14 protein-coding genes are annotated in these 21,492 nt (G+C 57.0%); 7 read left to right on the top strand and 7 right to left on the bottom strand.

Annotation, left to right across the window (positions count from 1 at the left end; genetic code table 11):
* Positions 1–8: 8 nt before the first annotated feature.
* A complete protein-coding gene (pdeH, locus tag HA50_RS00470) occupies positions 9–782 on the bottom strand; it encodes a cyclic-guanylate-specific phosphodiesterase (protein WP_084871694.1) in 774 nt (257 codons plus the stop codon).
* Positions 783–1,064: 282 nt separating this feature from the next.
* On the opposite strand from pdeH, the gene kdgK reads away from it, so the two are divergent.
* Together kdgK and HA50_RS00460 are read left to right on the top strand one after the other, a co-directional pair.
* The gene (gene kdgK, locus HA50_RS00465; protein WP_084871693.1) at positions 1,065–1,997 is read left to right on the top strand and encodes a 2-dehydro-3-deoxygluconokinase; all 933 of its coding nucleotides are present in this window, start codon (positions 1,065–1,067) and stop codon (positions 1,995–1,997) included.
* A 366-nt stretch (positions 1,998–2,363) separates the two neighbouring features.
* The gene (locus tag HA50_RS00460; RefSeq protein WP_084871692.1) at positions 2,364–3,236 is read left to right on the top strand and encodes an alpha/beta hydrolase; all 873 of its coding nucleotides are present in this window, start codon (positions 2,364–2,366) and stop codon (positions 3,234–3,236) included.
* Between the two features lie 3 nt (positions 3,237–3,239).
* On the opposite strand, the gene HA50_RS00455 is transcribed toward HA50_RS00460, so the two are convergent.
* From HA50_RS00455 to bcsE, 6 genes are all read right to left on the bottom strand, one after another.
* Positions 3,240–4,748 (bottom strand): M16 family metallopeptidase, encoded by a 1,509-nt coding sequence (locus HA50_RS00455; RefSeq protein WP_084871691.1) that lies wholly within the window; start codon positions 4,746–4,748, stop codon positions 3,240–3,242.
* Between the two features lie 245 nt (positions 4,749–4,993).
* The gene (locus HA50_RS00450; RefSeq protein WP_084871690.1) at positions 4,994–6,280 is read right to left on the bottom strand and encodes a dicarboxylate/amino acid:cation symporter; all 1,287 of its coding nucleotides are present in this window, start codon (positions 6,278–6,280) and stop codon (positions 4,994–4,996) included.
* Between the two features lie 229 nt (positions 6,281–6,509).
* A complete protein-coding gene (gene hmsP, locus HA50_RS00445; protein ID WP_208617303.1) occupies positions 6,510–8,522 on the bottom strand; it encodes a biofilm formation regulator HmsP in 2,013 nt (670 codons plus the stop codon).
* A 196-nt stretch (positions 8,523–8,718) separates the two neighbouring features.
* Complete coding sequence (bcsG, locus tag HA50_RS00440; protein WP_084871688.1) at positions 8,719–10,356, bottom strand: cellulose biosynthesis protein BcsG; 1,638 nt, start codon at positions 10,354–10,356, stop codon at positions 8,719–8,721.
* Complete coding sequence (gene bcsF / locus HA50_RS00435) at positions 10,356–10,544, bottom strand: cellulose biosynthesis protein BcsF (protein ID WP_084871687.1); 189 nt, start codon at positions 10,542–10,544, stop codon at positions 10,356–10,358. The genes bcsG and bcsF overlap by 1 nt, the downstream gene beginning before the upstream one ends.
* Positions 10,544–12,091, bottom strand: a complete 1,548-nt coding sequence (gene bcsE / locus HA50_RS00430) for a cellulose biosynthesis protein BcsE (RefSeq protein WP_084871686.1) — start codon at positions 12,089–12,091, stop codon at positions 10,544–10,546. Before bcsE ends, bcsF begins: the two co-directional genes overlap by 1 nt.
* A gap of 199 nt (positions 12,092–12,290) precedes the next feature.
* Between bcsE and bcsR the strand changes: the two genes are divergently transcribed.
* From bcsR to bcsC, 5 genes are read left to right on the top strand one after another with little or no spacing between them, the layout of a single operon-like run.
* The gene (bcsR, locus tag HA50_RS00425; RefSeq protein ID WP_084871685.1) at positions 12,291–12,485 is read left to right on the top strand and encodes a cellulose biosynthesis protein BcsR; all 195 of its coding nucleotides are present in this window, start codon (positions 12,291–12,293) and stop codon (positions 12,483–12,485) included.
* The gene (gene bcsQ / locus HA50_RS00420; protein ID WP_084871684.1) at positions 12,485–13,216 is read left to right on the top strand and encodes a cellulose biosynthesis protein BcsQ; all 732 of its coding nucleotides are present in this window, start codon (positions 12,485–12,487) and stop codon (positions 13,214–13,216) included. The genes bcsR and bcsQ overlap by 1 nt, the downstream gene beginning before the upstream one ends.
* The gene (gene bcsA, locus HA50_RS00415; RefSeq protein WP_084871683.1) at positions 13,213–15,819 is read left to right on the top strand and encodes a UDP-forming cellulose synthase catalytic subunit; all 2,607 of its coding nucleotides are present in this window, start codon (positions 13,213–13,215) and stop codon (positions 15,817–15,819) included. Before bcsQ ends, bcsA begins: the two co-directional genes overlap by 4 nt.
* A gap of 11 nt (positions 15,820–15,830) precedes the next feature.
* Positions 15,831–18,128: a cellulose biosynthesis cyclic di-GMP-binding regulatory protein BcsB gene (bcsB, locus tag HA50_RS00410; protein ID WP_084878252.1), complete on the top strand. Its 2,298-nt coding sequence runs from the start codon at positions 15,831–15,833 to the stop codon at positions 18,126–18,128.
* Complete coding sequence (bcsC, locus tag HA50_RS00405) at positions 18,121–21,429, top strand: cellulose synthase complex outer membrane protein BcsC (protein WP_084871682.1); 3,309 nt, start codon at positions 18,121–18,123, stop codon at positions 21,427–21,429. Before bcsB ends, bcsC begins: the two co-directional genes overlap by 8 nt.
* The last annotated feature ends 63 nt before the right edge of the window (positions 21,430–21,492 follow it).

Here is a 21,492-nt window from a genome sequence, read left to right as displayed (position 1 = left end):
GGAACGCATCAGGGAAGCGCTAAGGCCATGTTTTCCAGCTCGCTAAACGGAACCGGGCGGGAGAAGAAATAACCTTGCGCAGCCATCGCGGGCGAACTGCGCACCTGCTGCCACTCTTCCTCGGTTTCCACGCCCTCGACGATGACGCCGTTGCAATAACGATTGATCAGCGCCAGCAACATGGAAAACAGCGTGCGCCCTTCTTCGGTAGAACGCAGCAGGATAAACAGCTCACGCGATAGCTTGATATAGTCGTAACGCAGTTCAGTCAGTGCTGAAAAGTTCGCCATACCGGAGCCGAAATCATCCAGCCACAACGGGCCAAGTTCTGGCATTTGCGCGATCATCTCTTCCTGCGGCAACACATGGTGTTCGGTGAGTTCAAAACGTACCCATGGCAGTTGGGCAATCAGGCTGCGGATCTGTGGATGTTGCTGAATTGCCAGCAGCGTCGGGCCATCAATATTGACCGATGCCACCAGCTGACGCTGGCTAAAAAGCACCGACCACTGCATCAGCAACTCAAGCTGTTCCTGCACCACGTCGAGACGCTGCGCAATATCCAGCGCGTCAAAATAGATTTCCGGCGAAAGCCTTTTTTCTGGTGCGGATGGGTGTGTCACCGCAGTCAGTAATTCAATAGCCAGCAAGCGGCCTGAGACCTGGTAGATCGGCTGGAAAGTATAGAATCGTTGGCACTGCTGCCAGAAGAGACGCGTTTCCTGTTGTTGCTCCAGTTCAATTGAAGAAGGCAGCCGATGACTTAATTTCTTCATCACCATGGTTTTTTCCTGGTAGGTGGTGAGTGCCTGCAAATAGCATCTCAGCGGCAATTATCGGCGATCACCTGGATAACTTTATCAACCGAGCAGCCACACGAGCTCTTGAGTGTAACAGCGCATGTCGCGCTTAATCGGTAAAACAAACGGCGGTTTGACCGCTAAATCACCGCAGAAACCCCACTTTGAAACCTTAAGTGGAATTAAAACGCCGTTTTGAAAAACATTGACGACTGCCATACCAGACGCGAGACTAGAGGCAGAATTCACTACAGGCCGAAGACCATGACGCAGAAGAAAATCGCCATCATTGGCGAATGCATGATTGAGCTGTCCGAAAAAGGTGAGAACATCAAACGCGGTTTTGGCGGCGATACGCTGAACACCGCGGTATATCTGGCGCGCCAGTCTGCCACAGAGCAGCTGCGCGTGGATTACGTTACCGCACTCGGCACCGACAGCTTCAGTGACCAGATGATTGCCGCCTGGCAACAGGAACAGGTGCAGACCGATTTAATCCAGCGGCTCGACAATAAAATGCCCGGCCTGTACTTCATCGAAACCGATGAACACGGCGAGCGTACCTTCTGGTACTGGCGCAGCGATGCCGCCGCACGCTACTGGCTCGATAGCCCGCAATCTGACGCGATTTGCCAGCAGCTGGCACATTACGATTACCTCTATCTGAGCGGCATCAGTCTGGCGATTTTACCTGCCGCCAGCCGCGAGAAGTTAATGGCACTGCTCAGTGCCTGTCGCCGCAACGGCGGCAAAGTGATTTTCGATAATAACTATCGTCCGCGCTTGTGGGCAGATAAGGCCAGCGCGCAGCAGGCCTATGCCGCCATGCTGCAAAACACCGATATCGCCTTCCTGACGCTGGATGATGAGCATCTGCTGTGGGGCGAGCAGCCGCTGGAAACAGTGATTGCCCGCACGCGCGCGGCGGGTGTCGCGGAAATCGTCATCAAACGTGGGGCGGAATCCTGCCTGGTGGCGGTGGGTGATGCGCCGCTGGTTGATGTGCCCGCCATTAAACTGGCGAAAGAAAAAGTGATCGATACCACTGCCGCTGGGGATTCATTTAGCGCGGGGTATCTGGCGCTGCGCCTGCAGGGTGCCGACCCGGATGCGGCTGCCGCGCGCGGCCATCTTACCGCCAGCACGGTGATTCAGCATCGTGGCGCAATTATCCCGCTAAGTGCCATGCCGCAGTAACAGGACCACGCCCTGCCAGCCAGGGCGTTTTTTCGCCAACCAATCATCATCCCGGCTAACAACACCGCCCTGAAAATTTCCCTTAAATCCGCATTTATCCCGGTAAATTTTGCTTATTGCCTGATGCAATCCAAAACCCCGCCAGAACGGGTAACAGCACTTTAGCCATACTTAAGATCTAATTTTAAATTCAACGAGTTATGGCAAAAAAAATGTGCGCCAGGTTTTGTCCGAATCTCTGCTGATCGCCGGTTTTCGGCTGGACGATCGCCGTAAAAAAGACCATGTTTTAATCAACAACAGCAGGAGGCTGTTGATCCGGCCGCGACAACAAGAAAGACAACATAACTCGCTCAGGACTGATTTATGCACACAGAAATTATTAATATCTGGCCGCACGGTGATGCCCCCGGTGCCAGCGACTCACGCGCACAGCCGCAAATTGTCGATCTCGCCAAAGAATATGAACCCTACGATCGCGCCGCCACGGGCGTACGCTGCCCGGAAATGGCGATCTGGCATCCACAGGACTCCAACGGCATCACGCTGCTGGTCGCACCGGGTGGCGGTTATCAGCGGGTACTTATCGATCGGGAAGGTAGCGCACTGGCAACCTTCTTCACCTCGATGGGATATACGCTGGCGGTGATGACCTACCGTTTACCCTATGACGGCCATCATGAAGGCCCCGACGCCCCACTGGCAGATGCGCAACGGGCGGTGCGGGTATTGCGCGAACGCGCGCAGCGTGGGATGAACGGCAAATATATTGTGATGATGGGCTTCTCCGCAGGCGGACATGTCGCCGCCAGCCTCGGCACGCGGTTCGCCGAGAAGATTTATCCGGTGCAGGATCAGGCGGACAGCTTTTCCCCACGGCCCGACGCGATGGTACTGATTTACCCGGTGATCAGCATGCGTGATGGTCTGGCGCACGAGAGTTCGCGCACCCGCCTGCTGGGCGCCTGGCCGGATGAGAAAACCATTGAGGCTTATTCGCTGGAAACCAGGGTGCACAACCAGACGCCACCGACGTTGCTGATCCACGCGGCGGACGATGAGACGGTATCGGTCAATAACAGCATGGTGTTCTTTAGCGCGCTGCGCGAAAACCAGGTTCCGGCAGAAATTCATTTCTATCAGAAAGGCGGCCACGGATTTGGCATCCGTGGCGTCGCTGATTTGCCGTTAGCCAGCTGGCCAATGCTGGTGACCGAGTGGCTGCGGGCCAAAACCTGAAACTTATGACGACGGCGGGGCCAGTTCACTACCGCTGGCATTGCCGTCGCTTTTGCCATCATCCGGGCTAACAGGCGTTGCCGGGGTAGCTGGCGGGGCCATCACTTTATCCCAGCCTTCCTGCAACATCTTCACATTGGTTTCCGCTTCACCTTCCGGCTGAATCAGCACCATGGTCAGTTCCTGCGACAGTTGCTGACGCAATTCCTGATTGAGCTGGTCACGGGTTAAACCGCCGAGAAACGCCTGGCGCAGCTTCTGATACTGCTCTGGCGCGATATCTACCACCGCATTTTGCTGCGAGCGCAGACGCTGCCCCATCAGAATATCCGTGTCGGTGCGCGCGTAGGTAGCGAACAGCTTGTTCAGCTCCAGCAGTTTCTGCGCCATCAGCGCATCAAATTCGTCCTGCGGTAAGCCTTTATCACGTACCGCCGCCAGCTCTTTCGCCACCAGATTCATATTCTGTTGCAGCGAGGCGTTAGGGCTATCCATATTGATGGCGCACTGCGCACGCTGATACAGCACACGGCAATCAAAGCCGACCTGCACGCTTTGCGCTTTGCTATCGCCCAGCGCACGCTGCACATGCCAGAACAACGCTTCACGCGCCAGGTCGCTCTGCCAGTAATGTTCCAGGTTTTGCGAATCACGAATCGGCTGCCACGCGGTGTCCCACACCAGCGATAAGCGATCCTGACTCATCCCACCATTCACCAGGTTCACTGGCTGATGCGGCAGCGGCGACAGCGTCGGCATCGCCGCCGGTGACAGCCGTTTGCCCTGTAAGGCCGAGAACGCTTTATTAATCTGCTCCGCCAGACCGCGGCTATCGACATTACCGACCACGTACAGCGTCATAGCATCAGGCGTGTACCACTGTTGATAAAACGTTTTCAGCTGCGCAATGTCCACCGGCGCACGCGGCTGCTGGCCAGGGTCGTGCGCCAGCAGCGCGGAGCCTTTCAGACGATAGCGCCACCAGACATCCTGGGTATTGGGTGGCCAGGTGGCGATGGGATCGGACGCGCTCAGAGCGCTTGCCACCACCTGTTCATTCAGCGTCATTTTGCCTGCGGTTGCCGACAGCCAGCTCAGCGCTTCTTTCAGCAATTCCGGCCGGTTATTGGGCAGGCTCAGATTGTATTGGGTGAAATCATACGACGAAATCGCCGGTGGCAATGGACTATGGGGATCCATCGCCTGCTGCCACAGCGCACGTTGCTGATTGGTGTCGAGCGCGGTGTTATGCACCAACGCCAGACGTGGTAACAAATGGCTGAAACCGGTTTGCTGTGCACTCTCCACCAGCGAACCGGTATTAACGATCAGGCGTAGCTCAATACGGTCACTGGGACGCTGCGGCGTAGTCAGCAGCTGCCAGCTAAAACCATTGTCCAGTTTGCCTTCCTGCCAGGCGGGATCAGGCTGGAGCGTTTCGGCGTGTACGCTGAAACCGGATGCCGCCAGCAGCCATCCGCCAACCAAAAGCCGAATTCTGGTGCCCTGCATGTGAACCCCTATCAAACAGATCAACACTCGTTATCACGGCACGTTCGGTCGCACATAACCGCGACCGGTGCGGCAGTTTACCGCCACGTTTATTCTTCAACTGACTCTTTGACCACAAGATGGCCAGGAAGTCGCGCAACGAGGTGAAAAACCGGGAAAAAAATCAATGGGGTTTATTATGCAAATGCCCGCTGTGAGGGCAAGTCACAGCGGGCATTTCCCGGCAAATTAACGCAATTGCTGCTTTACAGTGAAGATTCTGGCGCGTTTTTTACCTTTTTCGCTGAAGAAAGCGTCTCCTGCAATTGCTTCTCATCCAGCTGACCGACCCACTTCGCCACCACCACCGTCGCCACACCATTACCGACGAGGTTAGTTAATGCACGGGCTTCGGACATAAAACGGTCAATGCCGAGAATCAACGCCAGACCGGCCACCGGCAGATGCCCCACCGCCGACAAGGTGGCGGCCAGCACGATAAAGCCACTGCCGGTCACACCCGCTGCCCCTTTCGATGACAGCAGCAGCACCACCAGCAGGGTGATCTGATGAAAGACGTCCATATGCGCGTTGGTCGCCTGAGCGATAAACACGGCGGCCATCGTCAGATAAATCGAGGTGCCATCGAGGTTAAATGAGTAACCCGTTGGGATCACCAGCCCCACCACCGACTTCTTACACCCGAGGCGTTCCATCTTATCCAGCATACGCGGCAGCGCAGATTCTGAAGAAGAGGTGCCCAGCACGATCAGCAACTCTTCTTTGATGTAAGCCACGAATTTAAGGATGTTGAAACCCGCAACGCGGGCAATCAGCCCCAGCACCACCACCACGAACAAAATACAGGTGATATAGAAGCAAATAATCAGCTGGCCGAGCTGCACCAGCGAGCCGACACCGTATTTACCGATGGTGAACGCCATCGCGCCGAAAGCACCAATCGGGGCCAGACGCATAATCATATTGATGATGCCGAAGATGACTTTGGAGAAGCTTTCAATCACGTTAAAAATCAGCGTGCCTTTATCTCCCAGACGATGCAGGGCAAAACCGAACAAAATCGCAAACAACAGCACCTGCAGGATGTTGCCGCTGGCAAAGGCACCGATCACGCTGTTCGGGATCACATCCAGCAGGAAGGCAATCACACCCTGCTGTTCCGCCTGCTGGGCATACATCGCAACCGCTTTGGCATCCAGCGTGGCAGGGTCAATGTTCATTCCCGCACCCGGCTGAAGCACGTTGACCACAATCAGGCCGATAATCAGCGCGATGGTGCTGACAATTTCAAAATAGAGCAGCGCAACCGCGCCAGTCCGCCCAACTGCTTTCATGCTCTCCATGCCGGCAATACCGGTCACCACCGTACAGAAAATCACGGGGGCGATGATCATCTTGATCAACTTAACAAAGCCATCTCCGAGCGGCTTCATCTGCGCGCCTAACTCAGGATAAAAATGGCCTAACAGAACGCCGATGCCTATGGCAACCAGCACCTGAAAATAGAGGCTTTTAAACAGCGAGGTTTTCATAACAGGTGTCCAGTGAAGACGGATTTCACCGTCATTTATTTAATAATTTGATGAGGTCGTTGCGGGGTCCGGGAAGACCCTGCCGACCTCAGGGAAAATAACATCCGGTTAACAGGATTAATATAGGGTTACATTCCTTACAAAAGTTACAAAACTCTAACTATGAACTGAAACGCTTCAGCAAGCGAGAGTTATGCAATTTCGCAAGGAAAATCAATAAATCAGGTGATTATTCGGCGGGTGATAACTTGTCAAGCCAGCGTTGGTTGAAGACATTCAGCGGCAGCGCCTCGGCATAGAGATAGCCCTGCCCAATGGTGATACCGCGTGCCAGCAGCCAGTCACGTTGTTCGGCGGTTTCCACCCCTTCGGCAATCACATCCAGATGGATAATGTCCGCGATGGCGGCCACGATGCGTACCATGGTGTCATCATCCGGCAGGACGGCGACAAAGCTGCGGTCCATCTTTAACTTATTGACCGGCAACGCCTTAAACTGATGCAGATAGTTGAGGTTGGAGTAGCCCATACCGAAATCATCCAGTGCCACGGCCACCCCGGTCTGCTGCAACATGCGCAGCAACGCCATCGCCTGTTCAGCATCGCCAATCTGCGCGGTTTCGGTAATTTCCAGCACAAAGTTGCCCGGCGTAATACGATGACGCGCCAGCAGCCCCTGCAAATGGCTGACCACGCTGGGGTCGCGCAGTTGCACCGCCGAGATATTGACACTGAGCGGGATATTAATGCCCTGCTTCTGCCACGCAGCGATAATGCGGCAGGATTCTTCAAACACCCAGCGGCCAATGGACGCAATCACGCCAATCTCCTCGGCGCTGGCGATAAACTCTTCCGATAACCCCCAGCTGCCATCTGGCTGACGCATGCGCAACAGCGCTTCCGCTCCGGCCAGCTCCCCGGTCGCCATATTGATTTGCGGCTGCAGATACAGCGCAAACTCTTCATCCTGCAACCCCTGCAAAATGTCATGCTCCTGCGTCAGGCGCTTCTGCGCCCGCTCAGTCAGTGCCGGGTCGAAGAACAGGATCTGGTTTTTACCCTGATGGCGCGCCGACATCATCGCGGAAGTGGCACGATCAAGTTGTTCACTGGCGGAAATGGGCGTGTCGTCATGCAACGCGAGACCGATGCTGGCGTTAGGCCGCAGCTGCAATTGTTGCAGATTGACCGGCTGGTTGATGCGCAGCATCAGATTGCGCGCCAGTCGCATCGATCGAAAAGGATTGTGCGCGCGCTTCATCAGCAGCGCGAAGTCGCTGGGTCCGGTTTGTGCCAGCAGCGTATGATCATCGATAGTGCTGCGGATTTTCTCCACCAGTGTCAGCATCAGGATATCGCGCTGCTCATCGCTCAACACCCCGTTCGCATCCTGCAAGGTTTCGATGCGGATCACCATCACCCCCCAGGGGTTATGACGATGCGGATGGCTGAGGTGCTGATCAAGCAGCGCCAGAAACAGCGCGCGATTCGGTAAATCGGTGACGGCAAAGTGCGTCGTCAGTCGGCTCATTTCATCGTGAATCGACTCCAGTACCTGCTGGTTGCGATTATAACTGCGGATCAACATACCAATTTCGTCGTCGCGATGGTTGTTGGGCAGCGGCAACTTATGCGTCAGGATTGACTGCGGCGGCAGCTCCTGCAAATCACGCGAAATATTACGTAGCGGGTGCACCACCAACCGGTTGATACACCAGCTGATGGATACCGACAAAATCAGTGCCAGCAGCAGATACGTGGTGATCATTGTTGCCAGAGTACTGAGGATGAACTGATACACCCGGGATGAATCTGCCTGTAATACCAGGTAGGCAATCGGCTTCGGCAGCCCGGTCCGTTCTACCGAATACAGTGGCAGCGTAATTTGTACTGGCAACTCAAACAAACGCGCCACCAGTCGTGGAATTGGTTTCTCAACTTCAAAATCCGCGTGTAGCGCCTGAAACGCATTGGGCAGCACCACATCGGCGCGTGACAGAATGCCGGAGGGTTTCAGGGTATTCAGTATGCGTTCTGCCTGGGGGATATCGGCTTTTAACACCGCTTCGGACAGCGGCTGACGCACGGTATGCGCCACATTCTCCATCTGCTGGGCGTAGTCAATCCTGCGCTGCTGCACAAAATGAAATAACTGGATGACGATGAAAATACAGATGGTAACCAACGCCACGGTGGAGACTGTGGCCATCTGCTTAATCGTTAAGGAACGACTGACGCGCAACAAAATCTCTCCCGGCAACTCTTAGCCGTGTTATCAGACAGGAAAATGCGCAGCAAGTATATCCCAGATCACGGTTTTTTTTCGCCGGGAGAAAGTCGCAAAATCGGCTGGAGAGGGGATAAAAGACATTATTCGGACTAATTAACGTACCGGCACAACCAGCGCGATAAATCGCGCTGGTTGTGCCGTTATATATTTATTGCGGGTACGCTACCCAATCACCGCCATTAAGACGAATCCAGGGTTTGCCCTGATACATCATCACCACCGCATTATCATTTTCCGATACCACCGGCGTTTGCGGCAGATTATCGGTCAGCGCTGACATATTCACATTCGGCGCATTAAATACCTGACCATCCACCACGCGGGAAATAAGCTCCGAAAGGGCCAGCATGCTGGTGGGCGTATTAATGGTCAATGGCTGGCCCTGATGCGGTGCCTTCATTCCCACAAAGCTGATCCCCACCGGCACATGGGTAATTGACGGGCTGGGGATATCACGCAAACCGGACATCTGCATCTTATCGCCCTGCAACGCTGCACCGTGCTCCGGCACCACCAGCACCATCACACGCCGCCCGGATTTCTCCAGATTGGTCAGGAAGGTGTCGAGCTGGTCAAACAACACCTTGGCGCGCGGTTGCCAGGGCGCGGTGCGGGTGCTGCCCAGTTCGCGTGTGCCATCATGCAGCGGGATCAGGTTATAGAAGGTGGCGCTGCGCGCATCGTTACTCTTGCTGCGTTCATCCAGCCAGCGCTGCATCAGCTGACCATCATTAAACACCGTCGAGCCGTCAAACGAGGTCAGCTCCGGCGCGATGCCGTTTTGCGACATCAGCGGAGCCTGCATATCACCATAATCACGCAGCTCTTGCAGATAGTTACCGAACACGCCGGTATGGTCCATCATCAGTTCCTGCTTGAAACCGAGTTTTGCCAGGTTATCAAACAGGTAGCAACGCTGATCGGTGGCTTTATACAGGTTGCTGTGCGAGGTCTGTCCGCAGCTGGCGCGCAGCAAACGAATCCCCGCCGGGCCGCTATAGCCGGTGGCCGAGTTGTAATTATCCAGCATGATGTCGAAGTGGTGCCACAGCGGATGATTGCGCAGCTGCGCCACATCCAGATCGGACCACGACAGCGAACAAATGTTGATCACCAGAATATCGAACGGCTGCGAATCCGCAGGCAGGCTGTCCGGGAAATGGGTAACGCGCTGCCGTTCGCTGTCGTAGAAACGATTGAGCCAGGCGGTAAGATTGGCGCTGGTCGGCGGCGCAGATTGATCGAGTGCATCCGGCGTTTTACCGCCAGCAGCGGGTGGGTTATTCAGCACCACTTCTGGCGTCGCCGCTTTACCGGGCAGCAGATTGAAAGAGGGACCGGCAATGTTGATCACGTTCAGCCAAATCAGCGCCACCGCCACCAGCACCGTGATACGGATCCATTGGGCTACAAACAGATACAGCACCAGCAGCACAAAGGCTGCACCAATCATCTCCCAATTGATAAAGCGGTCGAGCAGATCCAGCAGGTAAGCGGTGGAGAACCCCGCTACCTGATCACCCTGGCTGAGAATCGAACTCAGACCCGGCAGCCAGGTATCGTGCCAGAACAGGCCAAAGCCAATCGGTATCGATACCCAGTTGCGCAGCCGGTGCCAGCGCAGCGACGGCAGCGGAAACAGCAGCCAGGCGAGAAACACCAGGTTGCTCAGCGCATGAAAGTTCAGGTAGCCATACCACAGCAGACCAAACTTAAGCAGAAAATAGAAATTCCAGCCGCCAAGTCCACGCCACCCGCTGCTTGCCAAAGATTTTTTATCACTCATTACGGTTTGGTATCCGTTTTCGTCGTATTCCGTTGCCAGACCCCTTCCGACTTGAGCGCACGAGCAGGCAGCAGGCGCATCAGCAGGCTATTGCTGCTGCGCGGCAGCCAGCGGGCCAACAGGGATTTAAGAAACAGCAGAATCAATAACAGCAGGATGATGACCTGCACCCAGTCCATTAGTGTCATCAGCGCGGCGCTCCCTCAATATTCAGGCTAATCGGCTGGGGAACCTGCGCCGCGCGTGCATGGGGCGCAGAGGGGGACGGATCCGGGTTTACCGCCACCGGCACGGCAGGCAGATCATGCTGCGTCACCGGCGTCAGCTGCCGCATTTTGTGGACTTCCGACACAATCTGGTTGTCCTCAAACCACACCATACGGTTGCTGAACAACTCGTCATGGGGCAGAGAAAAAATAGATTTCAGCGCAATATCCAAATCGTTAAAGCGACAGGAAGAAAGAAACAGGTAAATACGATCCTCACGCTGCGTCACCAGGTCGCCAAAGCGACGTGGTTTGCACAGGGTCAGGACCTGTTCCGGCTTCAGCTGTGGTACCGGGCGTAGCGCCACCATCAAACCTTTATCGTTTTCCGGCAGCAGCGTATTTTTCATCAGTTTCTGCACGGCACCGCAAAAAACTTCCAGCGGCAGATAACCGCGTTGCTGTAACGGTTGCAACGCCTGCATCAGCGCCGGGAGATCTGCCGGGACATGGCGTGTAAATTGCTGGCCCTGAATGCCTTCCAGCGTAGTGAGAAAACGCGACAGGGTTGCCGCTGTCGGCACAATGGCATTGATGCCGCACGCCAGCAGCAGGCGTTCATCGCTGTAGCGCAGGCTAGTGTTCATCTCGCGCACCACAATTTTCAGGGCGTTACCGCGTGAACGACGCAAACTATGGACCATCTTCGCCAGCGTATTGATGTCGTGGTTATTGGCGAGGCTGAAGATCACCGTGGCCGCATTGGCCTGCTGCGCACGGGTATACACCCCATCATTATTGCTAAACAATCGCCACTGGGCGGACAGCGGTGGCGCACCTTCCAGCACGCTCTCCTCGGCGAGAAATTGATTCTCATCATTGAGGCTCAGCGGAATATTTTGTTCTGACTCGCTGGCAGCAATAAATTGCTGATCGACGAAATTGAGCCGGATAGCGCGGTCGGCTAACAAACGATCGGCGGAATACCACCAGTTAATTCGATATTGCCAGCTATCCTGTTCATACTCTAAATGCGCGACACCATCAATCTGGCGAAAATAACGCTGCAAATGATTGCGCAGGTTAATTATTGATGTGCCGGAAGTTATTACCAGCAGCGTCATTTGTTTTTCCATTAAAAGACGACGCATACGTTTGAGCCAGAACGTCAACTCCTCTGACGATAATTTTTCCCATTGCGCAGTATTACTAAAAAACAGCAGCAGCCCGTTTTTTCTATTCAACACGCGCGCAAAATCATTAACCAATTGTAACAAGCTGGATTTATTCGACGGCAGCGAAAATAACGGAATGCGTGCCGGTCCGCTTAACGGGTCCGGGGTCAGCAACGCACGAGGTTTCTCACCCGAGCTTATCAGGGTTACCGTCTGCTGGTGACTAACCACCTGACGCAGCAACGATCGCGCATCCTCCGGCCTTTGGCAGGTTATCCAGTAAAGCCCTGGCGTTTGCAGCGTAATTAATTCCTGCTGAACCTGTTGCAGGCCGAGCGCATAGAGATTTTTCATATTTGATTCGCGATCTGTACAATCCAGGCTAGTTTATTATAGACGGCAGCGATTGGAACTGTTGAAATAAAAAATAAGCGCACTAACTCAAATCACATTGATCTGTGTGGGTGTTTAACGTTTTTGTCAACGCTAAACTTATCTCAAATAAATATAATCATTTTTCATCCGTTGTCGTTTTTCCGGTGGCAAAAAAGTAATGAAAACAGAAAATGCCTTTTCGCTGGTATCACATACCAGTGGCGAGCAGGATGACATAAATGCCCTGAGTGAGGCCTTTTCTTTAAAGGCATTTCGCTACATTGATATTGCCCGCGCAGAGCGTCTGAATACCCTGGTGTCATGCTGGCCGCTACTTCAGGAATTAACCGCCGCACAGGAGCCTGAACGCTAATGCCGGTGATTGCTCTCCAGGGACTGCGCGGCGGCTGCGGTGCCACTGCGCTCTGCGCCGCGCTCGGCTGGGCGCTGAACGCATTGCAGGAATCGGTGCTGGTCATCGATCTTTCCCCTGCAAATCAACTGGCTACTCACTTTAATCTTCCCGTCACAGAACCGGCTGGCTGGGCACCCGCACGGCTCGCTAATCAGCCGTGGCAACACCAGGCACAGCGTTACCTGCCAGGGCTGGATTTTCTGCCATTCGGCGCATTAACCCATCAGCAGGGGTTAAGCATTCGCACGGCCGGAGAGAAATTTGCTGAACCGTTGCTTAATGCTTTACCGCCACTGCAATCACAATACCGCTGGTTGATTATGGATATCCCGGCGGATGTGTCGCTCTGGCATCTGCCTTTTTTGCCTGCCGCTGACCGGCTGGTGCAGGTATTGACCCCGGATGCCAACTGCCAGCTGCGTCTGCATCATCCACATTTTTTGCCGCACACCCTGTTTTTAATCAACCAGTTCAATGCCAATAGCAGGCTACAGCAGGATCTGCATCAGCTGTGGATCAGTTCGCTAAACAACCTGATTCCCCAGGTGATCCATCGGGATGAGGCGCTGGCAGAAGCGCTGATGATGAAGCAGCCGGTGGGTGAATATCGCCCGCACGCCCTCGCCAGCGAAGAGATCAACACTCTGGCCAACTGGCTGCTGCTCAACGTGGCGGGAACGGATAAATGAATCCGCTGCGTTGGTTGCTGGTGCCACAGGCGTGGCAGGCGCTGCAACGGCGCGCCCGCTCCGCACGCCAGCAGGGTGCCAGCTGGCCGACCATCATTTTACATCTGATGTGGTGCGTGCTGGCCTGGTCGCTGCTGCGCCTGGAAACGCCGGGTTGGCAGCGTATTTTGCAACAGCGTCAGCGTTACTATCCGCAGATTTCGCCACAACGCCCGCGTCCGCTCGATTTCCTGCGTTATCTGTTGCAAAGCCTGTGGCTGCTGCTGGTACTGCCGCTGGATGACAACCCACGCAGCGAACGTCAGCGCTTCAACGCGTTTCGGCCGCTGTTCCGCTGGCGTCAGCAGTTGTACCGCTGGCTTGGCGCGCTGCCGACCAGGCTGGAGCAGCATCGCCTGACCCTGCGTTGCGAACAGCGCCTGCAACGTTTGCCGCCGCGCCTGCGCCAGCTGCTGTTTATTACCGCCGCGATGGCTGCCAGCCTGCTGGCGCTGCTGTGTATTTCGCAGCCATTCGGCATCATGACGCAGTTTGTTTTCGTGCTGCTGCTGTGGAGCCTGGCGATGCTGGTGCGACGCGTACCGGGGCGACTGTCGACCATCATGCTGATTGTGCTGTCGCTCACCGTCTCCTGCCGCTATCTGTGGTGGCGCTATACCGAAACCCTTAACTGGGATGATCCCCTCAGCCTGGCGTTCGGCCTGCTGCTGATTGGCGCAGAGACCTACTCCTGGACGGTACTGGTGCTGGGTTATTTCCAGACATTATGGCCGCTCAATCGCCAGCCGCTTTCGATGCCTGCGGATATTTCCAGCTGGCCGAGCGTCGATATCCTTGTGCCGACCTATAACGAGCCGCTCAGCGTGGTGAAACCGACCATCTATGCCGCCATGGGCATCGACTGGCCGCGCGATAAGCTGAATATCTATATTCTCGATGACGGTACGCGTGACGAGTTCCGCGAGTTTGCCGCCACGGTCGGCGTGCAATACGTGGTACGCCCGACCCATGAACATGCCAAAGCGGGCAACATCAACCATGCGCTGAAAACCCGCTGCCGGGGCGACTACGTGGCGATATTTGACTGCGACCATGTGCCGACCCGTTCGTTTCTGCAACTTTCTATGGGCTGGTTCCTGCAAGATCACCAGCTGGCGATGTTGCAGACGCCGCACCACTTCTTCTCCCCCGACCCTTTTGAGCGCAACCTCGGACGCTTCCGTCAGACACCGAATGAAGGTTCGCTGTTTTATGGTCTGGTGCAGGATGGTAACGATACCTGGGACGCGGCGTTTTTCTGCGGCTCCTGTGCGGTGCTGCGTCGTAGCGCGCTGGATGAGATTGGCGGCATCGCAGTGGAAACCGTCACCGAAGATGCGCATACCTCGCTGCGCCTGCACCGGCGCGGTTATACCTCGGCGTATATCCGCATCCCGCAGGCTGCCGGGTTGGCAACCGAAAGCCTGTCGGCGCATATCGGTCAGCGCATTCGCTGGGCGCGCGGCATGGTGCAGATTTTCCGTCTGGATAACCCGCTGTTCGGCAAAGGGTTAAAACTGGTGCAGCGCCTGTGCTACGCCAACGCCATGCTGCATTTTCTCGCCGGTATTCCGCGCTTGATCTTTCTGCTGGCCCCGCTGGCATTCCTGCTGTGTCACGCCTACATCATCTACGCCCCGGCGCTGGCAATCGCTATCTACGTGCTGCCACATATGCTGCACACCAGCCTGACCAACTCGCGCATTCAGGGACGCTGGCGACATTCCTTCTGGAGTGAAGTGTATGAAACGGTGCTGGCCTGGTATATCGCCCGCCCCACCACGGTGGCGCTGTTCAATCCACACAAAGGTAAATTCAATGTCACCGCCAAGGGTGGCCTGGTGGAAAAACGCCATCTCGACTGGGTGATCACCAAACCCTACATGATTCTGGTGCTGCTGAATCTGGCGGGCATCGTGATGGCCTTCTGGCGTATGGCTTACGGCCCGTCCAACGAAATCCTCACCATCTGGGTCAGCCTGGTTTGGGTGATTTACAACATGATCATCCTTGGGGGGGCGGTGGCGGTATCGGTTGAAGCCCGGCAGATTCGCGAAGCCCATCGCGTCGAAATTGCCATGCCCGCCGCCATTGCGCGTGAAGATGGTCATATGGTGCCGTGCACGCTGCGCGACTATTCAGACGGTGGCGTCGGCGTCGAGCTACGCGAGCCTGATGCCTTGCAGGAAGAGGAACCGGTATGGCTGCTGCTGCGTCGCGGTCAGCAGGAGTTCAGCTTCCCCTGCCAGGTGCAACGCGTATTCGGTCGCCGCGCCGGTATCCGCCTGCATCAACTCACCACCGAACAACACATTGAATTTATTCAATGTACCTTTGCCCGCGCCGATACCTGGGCGCTGTGGCAGGACGGATTCCCGGAAGACAAACCGGTGCAAAGCCTCGCCGACATTATGGTACTGGGCTTTAAAGGCTATCTGCGTCTGGCGGAGTATGGGCCACCGCCGCTGCGTCGTTTATTCAGCCTGCTCACCCGACTTCTGGGCTGGCTGGCATCACTGCTGCCGCAGGGTATTGGCCGCGTGAAAACAGAAAACACTCATTAAGTGATATGACCATGACGAGAAAACTGAGTTGGTTCACCGCCTTGCTGCTGGGCACCGCCACTGTGGCGCAGGCCGTACCGCAGCCCGCCGCCCCGGTTGCGCCCCAGGCCGCCGTTCAGACCGCGCTGCCAGTGGCAAATGACCTGCTGATGCCGAATGCGCCGCTGCGTGCCAGCCAGTTGCTGTTCAATCAGGTTGCGCCACCACCGGGCAGCATGACGTTACGCGGCACAGGGCCGACCGGTCAGATAGAATTTGGCGTGCGCAGTGATGAAGTGGTGACGCGCGCCCTGCTGACCCTCAACTATCGTCCGTCACCGGCGTTAATCCCGACGCTGTCGCAGCTTAAGGTCTATCTCAACGATGAACTGGTCAGCCTGATCACCCTCACCGCCGATCAGCTGGGCAAAGAGAACCAGGCTCAGCTGGCGATTGATCCGCGCTTTATCGGCGACTTTAACCGCATACGACTGGAACTGGTCGGCCATTACGCCAACGTGTGTGAAAACCCGGCCAACAGCACCATCTGGCTGGATATAGGTAAAGAGAGCAAGCTCGACCTGACGCTGCAAAAACTGCCGTTGAAAAACGATCTGTCGCATTTCCCGGAACCCTTCTTTGATAGCCGCGACAGCCGACCGTTGCAGCTGCCGATGGTGTTCAGCAGCGCACCAGACCTGCAACAACAGCGCGCCGCCGCCATCCTCGCCTCTTACTTTGGCAGCAAAGCGCAATGGCGCGGCCAGACCTTCCCGGTGCTGTATAACCAGCTGCCGAAGGAACAGCACGCGGTGGTGTTCGCCACCAACGATCAGCGCCCCGATTTCCTGAAGGATATGCCGCCGGTGGATAAACCCACGGTGATGATGGTCAGCCAGCCGGATAATCCGTATGAGAAAATGTTGCTGATCCTTGGCCGTGATGACAAAGATTTGCTGACGGCGGTGGAAGGTATTTCCCAGGGTGAACTGCTGCTGCGCGGCGATAGCTCGACGGTGGATAACGTCAAACTGCTGGCACCGCGCCAGGCCTACGATGCGCCGAACTGGGTACGCACCGACCGTCGTACCACCTTTGGCGAACTGACGCAGTACCAGAACCAGCTCCAGGCAGACGGCCTGCAACCGAACCCGATCGCCCTGACGCTCAACCTGCCGCCGGATTTGTTCCTGGTGCGGGCGCGCGGTATCGATATGGACCTGATTTACCGCTACACCTCGCCGATTCAGCAGGATGGCTCGCGTCTGGCCGTCTATCTGAACAACCAGTTTATGCAGGATTACCCGCTGACGCCGAAAGACACTGCGGCGAAACAGATGCTGCACATTCCGCTGATTCAGGGATTGCAGGATAGCAGCCGCCAGCTGACCATCCCGGCGTTGCGCCTTGGCGTGGTCAACCAGCTGCGTTTCAACTTCGACTACGCCAATACCTTTATTGGCGGCACCGCCGATGGCCGCTGCGAAACCGTCACCGCCGTTGACCATCATGTGGTGATTGACGATCACTCCAGCATCGATTTCTCCGGCTATCGTCATTACATCGAAATGCCGTCGCTGCGTGCCTGGGCCAACGCGGGTTTCCCGTACAGCCGCTATGCCGATCTGGCGCAAACGCTGGTACTGGTGCAGCCGAAACCGAACAACAGCGAAGTCACTACCCTGCTGAATGCGATTGGCAGCATCGGTGCGCAAACCGGTTATCCGGCGCTGCGCGTGCAGGTCAGCGATGACTGGAGCAAAGCGAAAAACACCGATGCCGATCTACTGATGATCGGCAGCATCCCGGACGATCTCCAGGACGACCGCAAGATCAACGCGCTGGTCGCTGCTGCCCGCAGTTGGATCAATATGCCAACCCGCCAGGTCAGCGCACCGAATATTCGTGCCTCCGCCGCTGACCGCGCAGTCGAAAGCCAGACCACCATCAGCTCACGTGGGCCAATGGGGGTGATTGTCGGCTTCCAGTCTCCGTTCTTTGATCAGCGCAGCGTGGTGGCGCTGCTGGCCGACAGCCCGCGCGGCTGGGATTTGCTCAACAACGCGATGCAGGATAGCGGCAAGCGCGCCGCCATTTTTGGTGCCGCCTCGATCATCCGTGAATCGGGCGTTTACAGCCTGCGCGTCGGCGATACCTACTACGTCGGCCATCTGCCATGGTGGGAGCGTCTGTGGAATATGCTGGCGACCCATCCGGTGTGGCTGGCGGTGTGCGCGACCCTGGTTGTGCTGTTGTTTGCGCTGATGACATGGCGTCTGATGCGCATGGTGAGTCGCCGTCGTCTGGCTGAAGACGAAGACGATGAATAAAACACGCGCGTTGCGGGTCAGCTTGCTGCTGAGCAGCACGCTGGGCATGCTGGCAGGTGCGCTCGCCGCCCCGGCTGGCCCGCAGGTGTCGCCGGTCGAATGGCTGCTGATGCAGATTCGCACCGGCGAATCGACCAACAAGTACGACCTGGTACAGCAGTCGCTGTACCGGCTGGAAAAAATCGACCCGGATAATCCCCAGGTATTAGCGGCGCAGATCCGTATGGCGCTGCGTCAGGGGGATCAAACCAAAGCCCGGCAGTTGCTGGATGAACTGCAACGCGTGGCACCACAATCCGCTGCCGCCCGGGAATCCGCAGCCGGTCTGGCGCTGACCACCAGCGTTGGCCGCCAGCAGCTGCAACAGGCACGACTGCTGGCCGCTGCGGGCCGCCTGCCTGAAGCCAAAGCCGCCTGGGACGCGCTTTTTCACGGCGTCTTCCCGGATGTCACCACCGAGCTGGAGTACTGGCAACTGGTGGCGCGTCTGCCCGGCCAGCAGATGACGGCCTACCGTCAATTGCAGGCGCTGGAGCAGCGTTACCCCGGCAATATTGGCTTGGAACTGCAACTGGCGCGCATGGCGTTTGATAACAATCAGCCAGGCGAAGCACTGACGCAGCTGCGTAGCCTCGCCAAACGCGACGGTGGCCGTGATGCCGCTTCCGAGCTTTGGCTGCAACAGATTCAGAATCAGCCGGTCAGCGATCGCAGCGTCGCCAGCCTGCAACAATATCTCAGCATCTTTACCTCCGGCGATGCGCAACAGCGCGGACAGCAGGAGCTGGCACGGCAGCAAAAACTGCTGGCCGATCCGGCGTACCGTCAGCGCATGCGTGGGCTGGCGCTGGTCGATGCTGGCGGTGGCGCAGGGGCGATTGCCTCATTGAGCGCAGCGCTGAAAGCCACACCTGACGATGCCGAACTGATGGGTGCGATGGGCCAGGCCCAGGCACGCGCCAACAACCGCGCCGCCGCTATTAGCTGGCTGGAAAAAGCGATCAAAAACGGCCAGTCCAGTACTCAGGTCGGCAAATGGCAATCGTTGCTGCAAACCAACCGTTACTGGCTGGCGATCAACAACGGGGATAACGCCCTGAAGAAAGGCGATATCGCCGGGGCGGAGCGCCAATATCGCTACGCCCAGGCCATCGACAGTCGAGACAGCTGGGCGCTGATTGGCCTGGGTGATGTGGCGCAGGCACGGCACAACGATGCGCTGGCGGAACAATACTGGCAGCAGGCGCTGCGGGTCGATCGCAGCAACAGCACAGCGCAACGCCGCCTGACGACGCTACGTAACGACCGCTTGCTCGCCGCAGCGGATGCACTGGCGCAGCAGGGTCAGTGGCATCAGGCGGTGGTGAAATATCGCCAGGCAGTGCAGGACAATCCTGATGACATCTGGCTGTCGTACCGGCTGGCGGGGGCGCTGCGCAACAGCGGGGAAACTGCCCAGGGCCGCGCAGTCATCGACAATATGGTGCGCCAGCATCCGCAGGACCCCGGCGCTGCCTACGCGCAGGCGCTGTGGCTGTCCTCCGGTGATGAGGATGACGCCGCACTGGCGGCGCTCAACCGTCTGCCGCAGGCGCGCTGGGATGACAATATGCGTGGGCTGGCTGAGCGCCTTCATCAGCAGAAAGTCCTCGCCCGCGCCGACCGGGCGCTGGAGCGCGGCGATGCGCGCAGTGCGCTGACAGCTTATCAGCAGGTGCTGCAACAGGATGCACACAACACTGACGCTGCGCTGGGACGCATCGAAGCCTTGCTGGCACTGCATCGCCCACAGGAAGCGCGTCAGGCGTTGCAGCAATTACCGCCCAGCGTGGCGCAGGAAAGCCTCAACAGCGGCCGTCGCGTGGCACTTGCCTGGCAGAACAGCGGCGACAGCGCACGAGCACAGCAGTTGTTTAGCGAGCTGAAAACCCGCGCGGCCAACGAAGCGCCATCGCAGGGGAAAGCGCTGGTGTATCGCGATGCCGCACGGCTGGAAACGCAGTTGCAGCAACCCGCCCAGGCGCAGCAGGACTATCGACTGGCGATGGCCGCCAGCGGCATCAGCGATGTCGTCCCCACAGATAACGACAGCTACACCCGGCTAACCCGTAACCAGCCGGACGATGACTGGCTGAAGCGCGGTATCCGCAGCGACGCCGCCGATCTTTATCGCCAGCAGGACACCACCTTCACGCTGGAACAGGATTACTCGCGCGATAAAGGCAGCGGCGGACGCTCAGACTTCACCGCCCACACCACCATGATGCAGGCAGAAACACCGCTCGCCGATGGTCGCAGCTTTGTGCGCGTCGATCATGTGCTGGTTTCGGCTGGCACTTTCGCTACAGAGAACGGCAGCCACACCGATCGTTTCGGCAGCTGTAACGATGACAACTCCGGCGGCTGTCGCCGTGACTTTACCCAGCGCGACGAAGGCACCGCACTGGGTGTTGGCTGGCATAACGATCGCTGGTCAGCTGACCTGGGCACCACCCCGCTCGGCTTTGAGGTGACCAACTGGGTTGGCGGCCTGAGCTGGAAAACCGATGTCGATGATATCGGCGTGACGCTGACGGCTTCACGTCGTCCGATTTCCAGTTCGCTGCTGGCATATGCCGGTGCGCGCGATCCGGCCACCAACGGCGGCAAAACCTGGGGCGGCGTGGTCGCCACCGGCGGTTCGCTCGGTCTGAGTTACGATCAGGGCGGCGCAAACGGGGTATGGGCCGATCTCAGTGCGCATCAGCTCACCGGTGAAAACGTCGCGGATAACACCCGTGAACGTTTGATGGCCGGTTATTACTACAAGCTGATTAACGAAGACAATCGCCGCGCCACGGTTGGCCTGAACACGATGCTGTGGCACTACCAGAAGGATTTAAGCGATTACACCTTTGGTCAGGGTGGTTACTATAGCCCGCAGCAATATTTGTCGTTTTCGGTGCCGGTCACCTGGCGTCAGCGCACCGAAAACTGGTCATTTGATTTGGGCGGATCGCTGTCGTGGTCGCATTCGCAGACCGACGCGCAGCAACGCTACCCGGTCAATCCCGGCTTTGTGCTGGCATCGAACCCGATGTCGGACAGCAGCTCCGGCAGCGGTTTTGGTTATACCTTGCAGGCGATTGTTGAGCGTCGTTTAACGCCGCACTGGTTTGTCGGGGTAGCGATGGATATTCAGCAGGCGAAGGATTACACCCCAAGTCATGGGTTGTTGTATGTAAGGTATTCGATGGCGGGCTGGAACGGTGATATGGATATGCCGCCACAGCCGTTGATCCCTTATGCGGACTTTAAGTAACGATGCAGCAGTCTGGCTCCGCAGGGGTTCCGCCTGCCAGCAGCGGTTTGGCTCCGCAGGGGT

This window comes from Pantoea cypripedii, assembly GCF_002095535.1.
In the GTDB taxonomy this organism is placed as follows: domain Bacteria; phylum Pseudomonadota; class Gammaproteobacteria; order Enterobacterales; family Enterobacteriaceae; genus Pantoea; species Pantoea cypripedii.
This window is presented reverse-complemented; position numbering and strand designations above follow the sequence as displayed.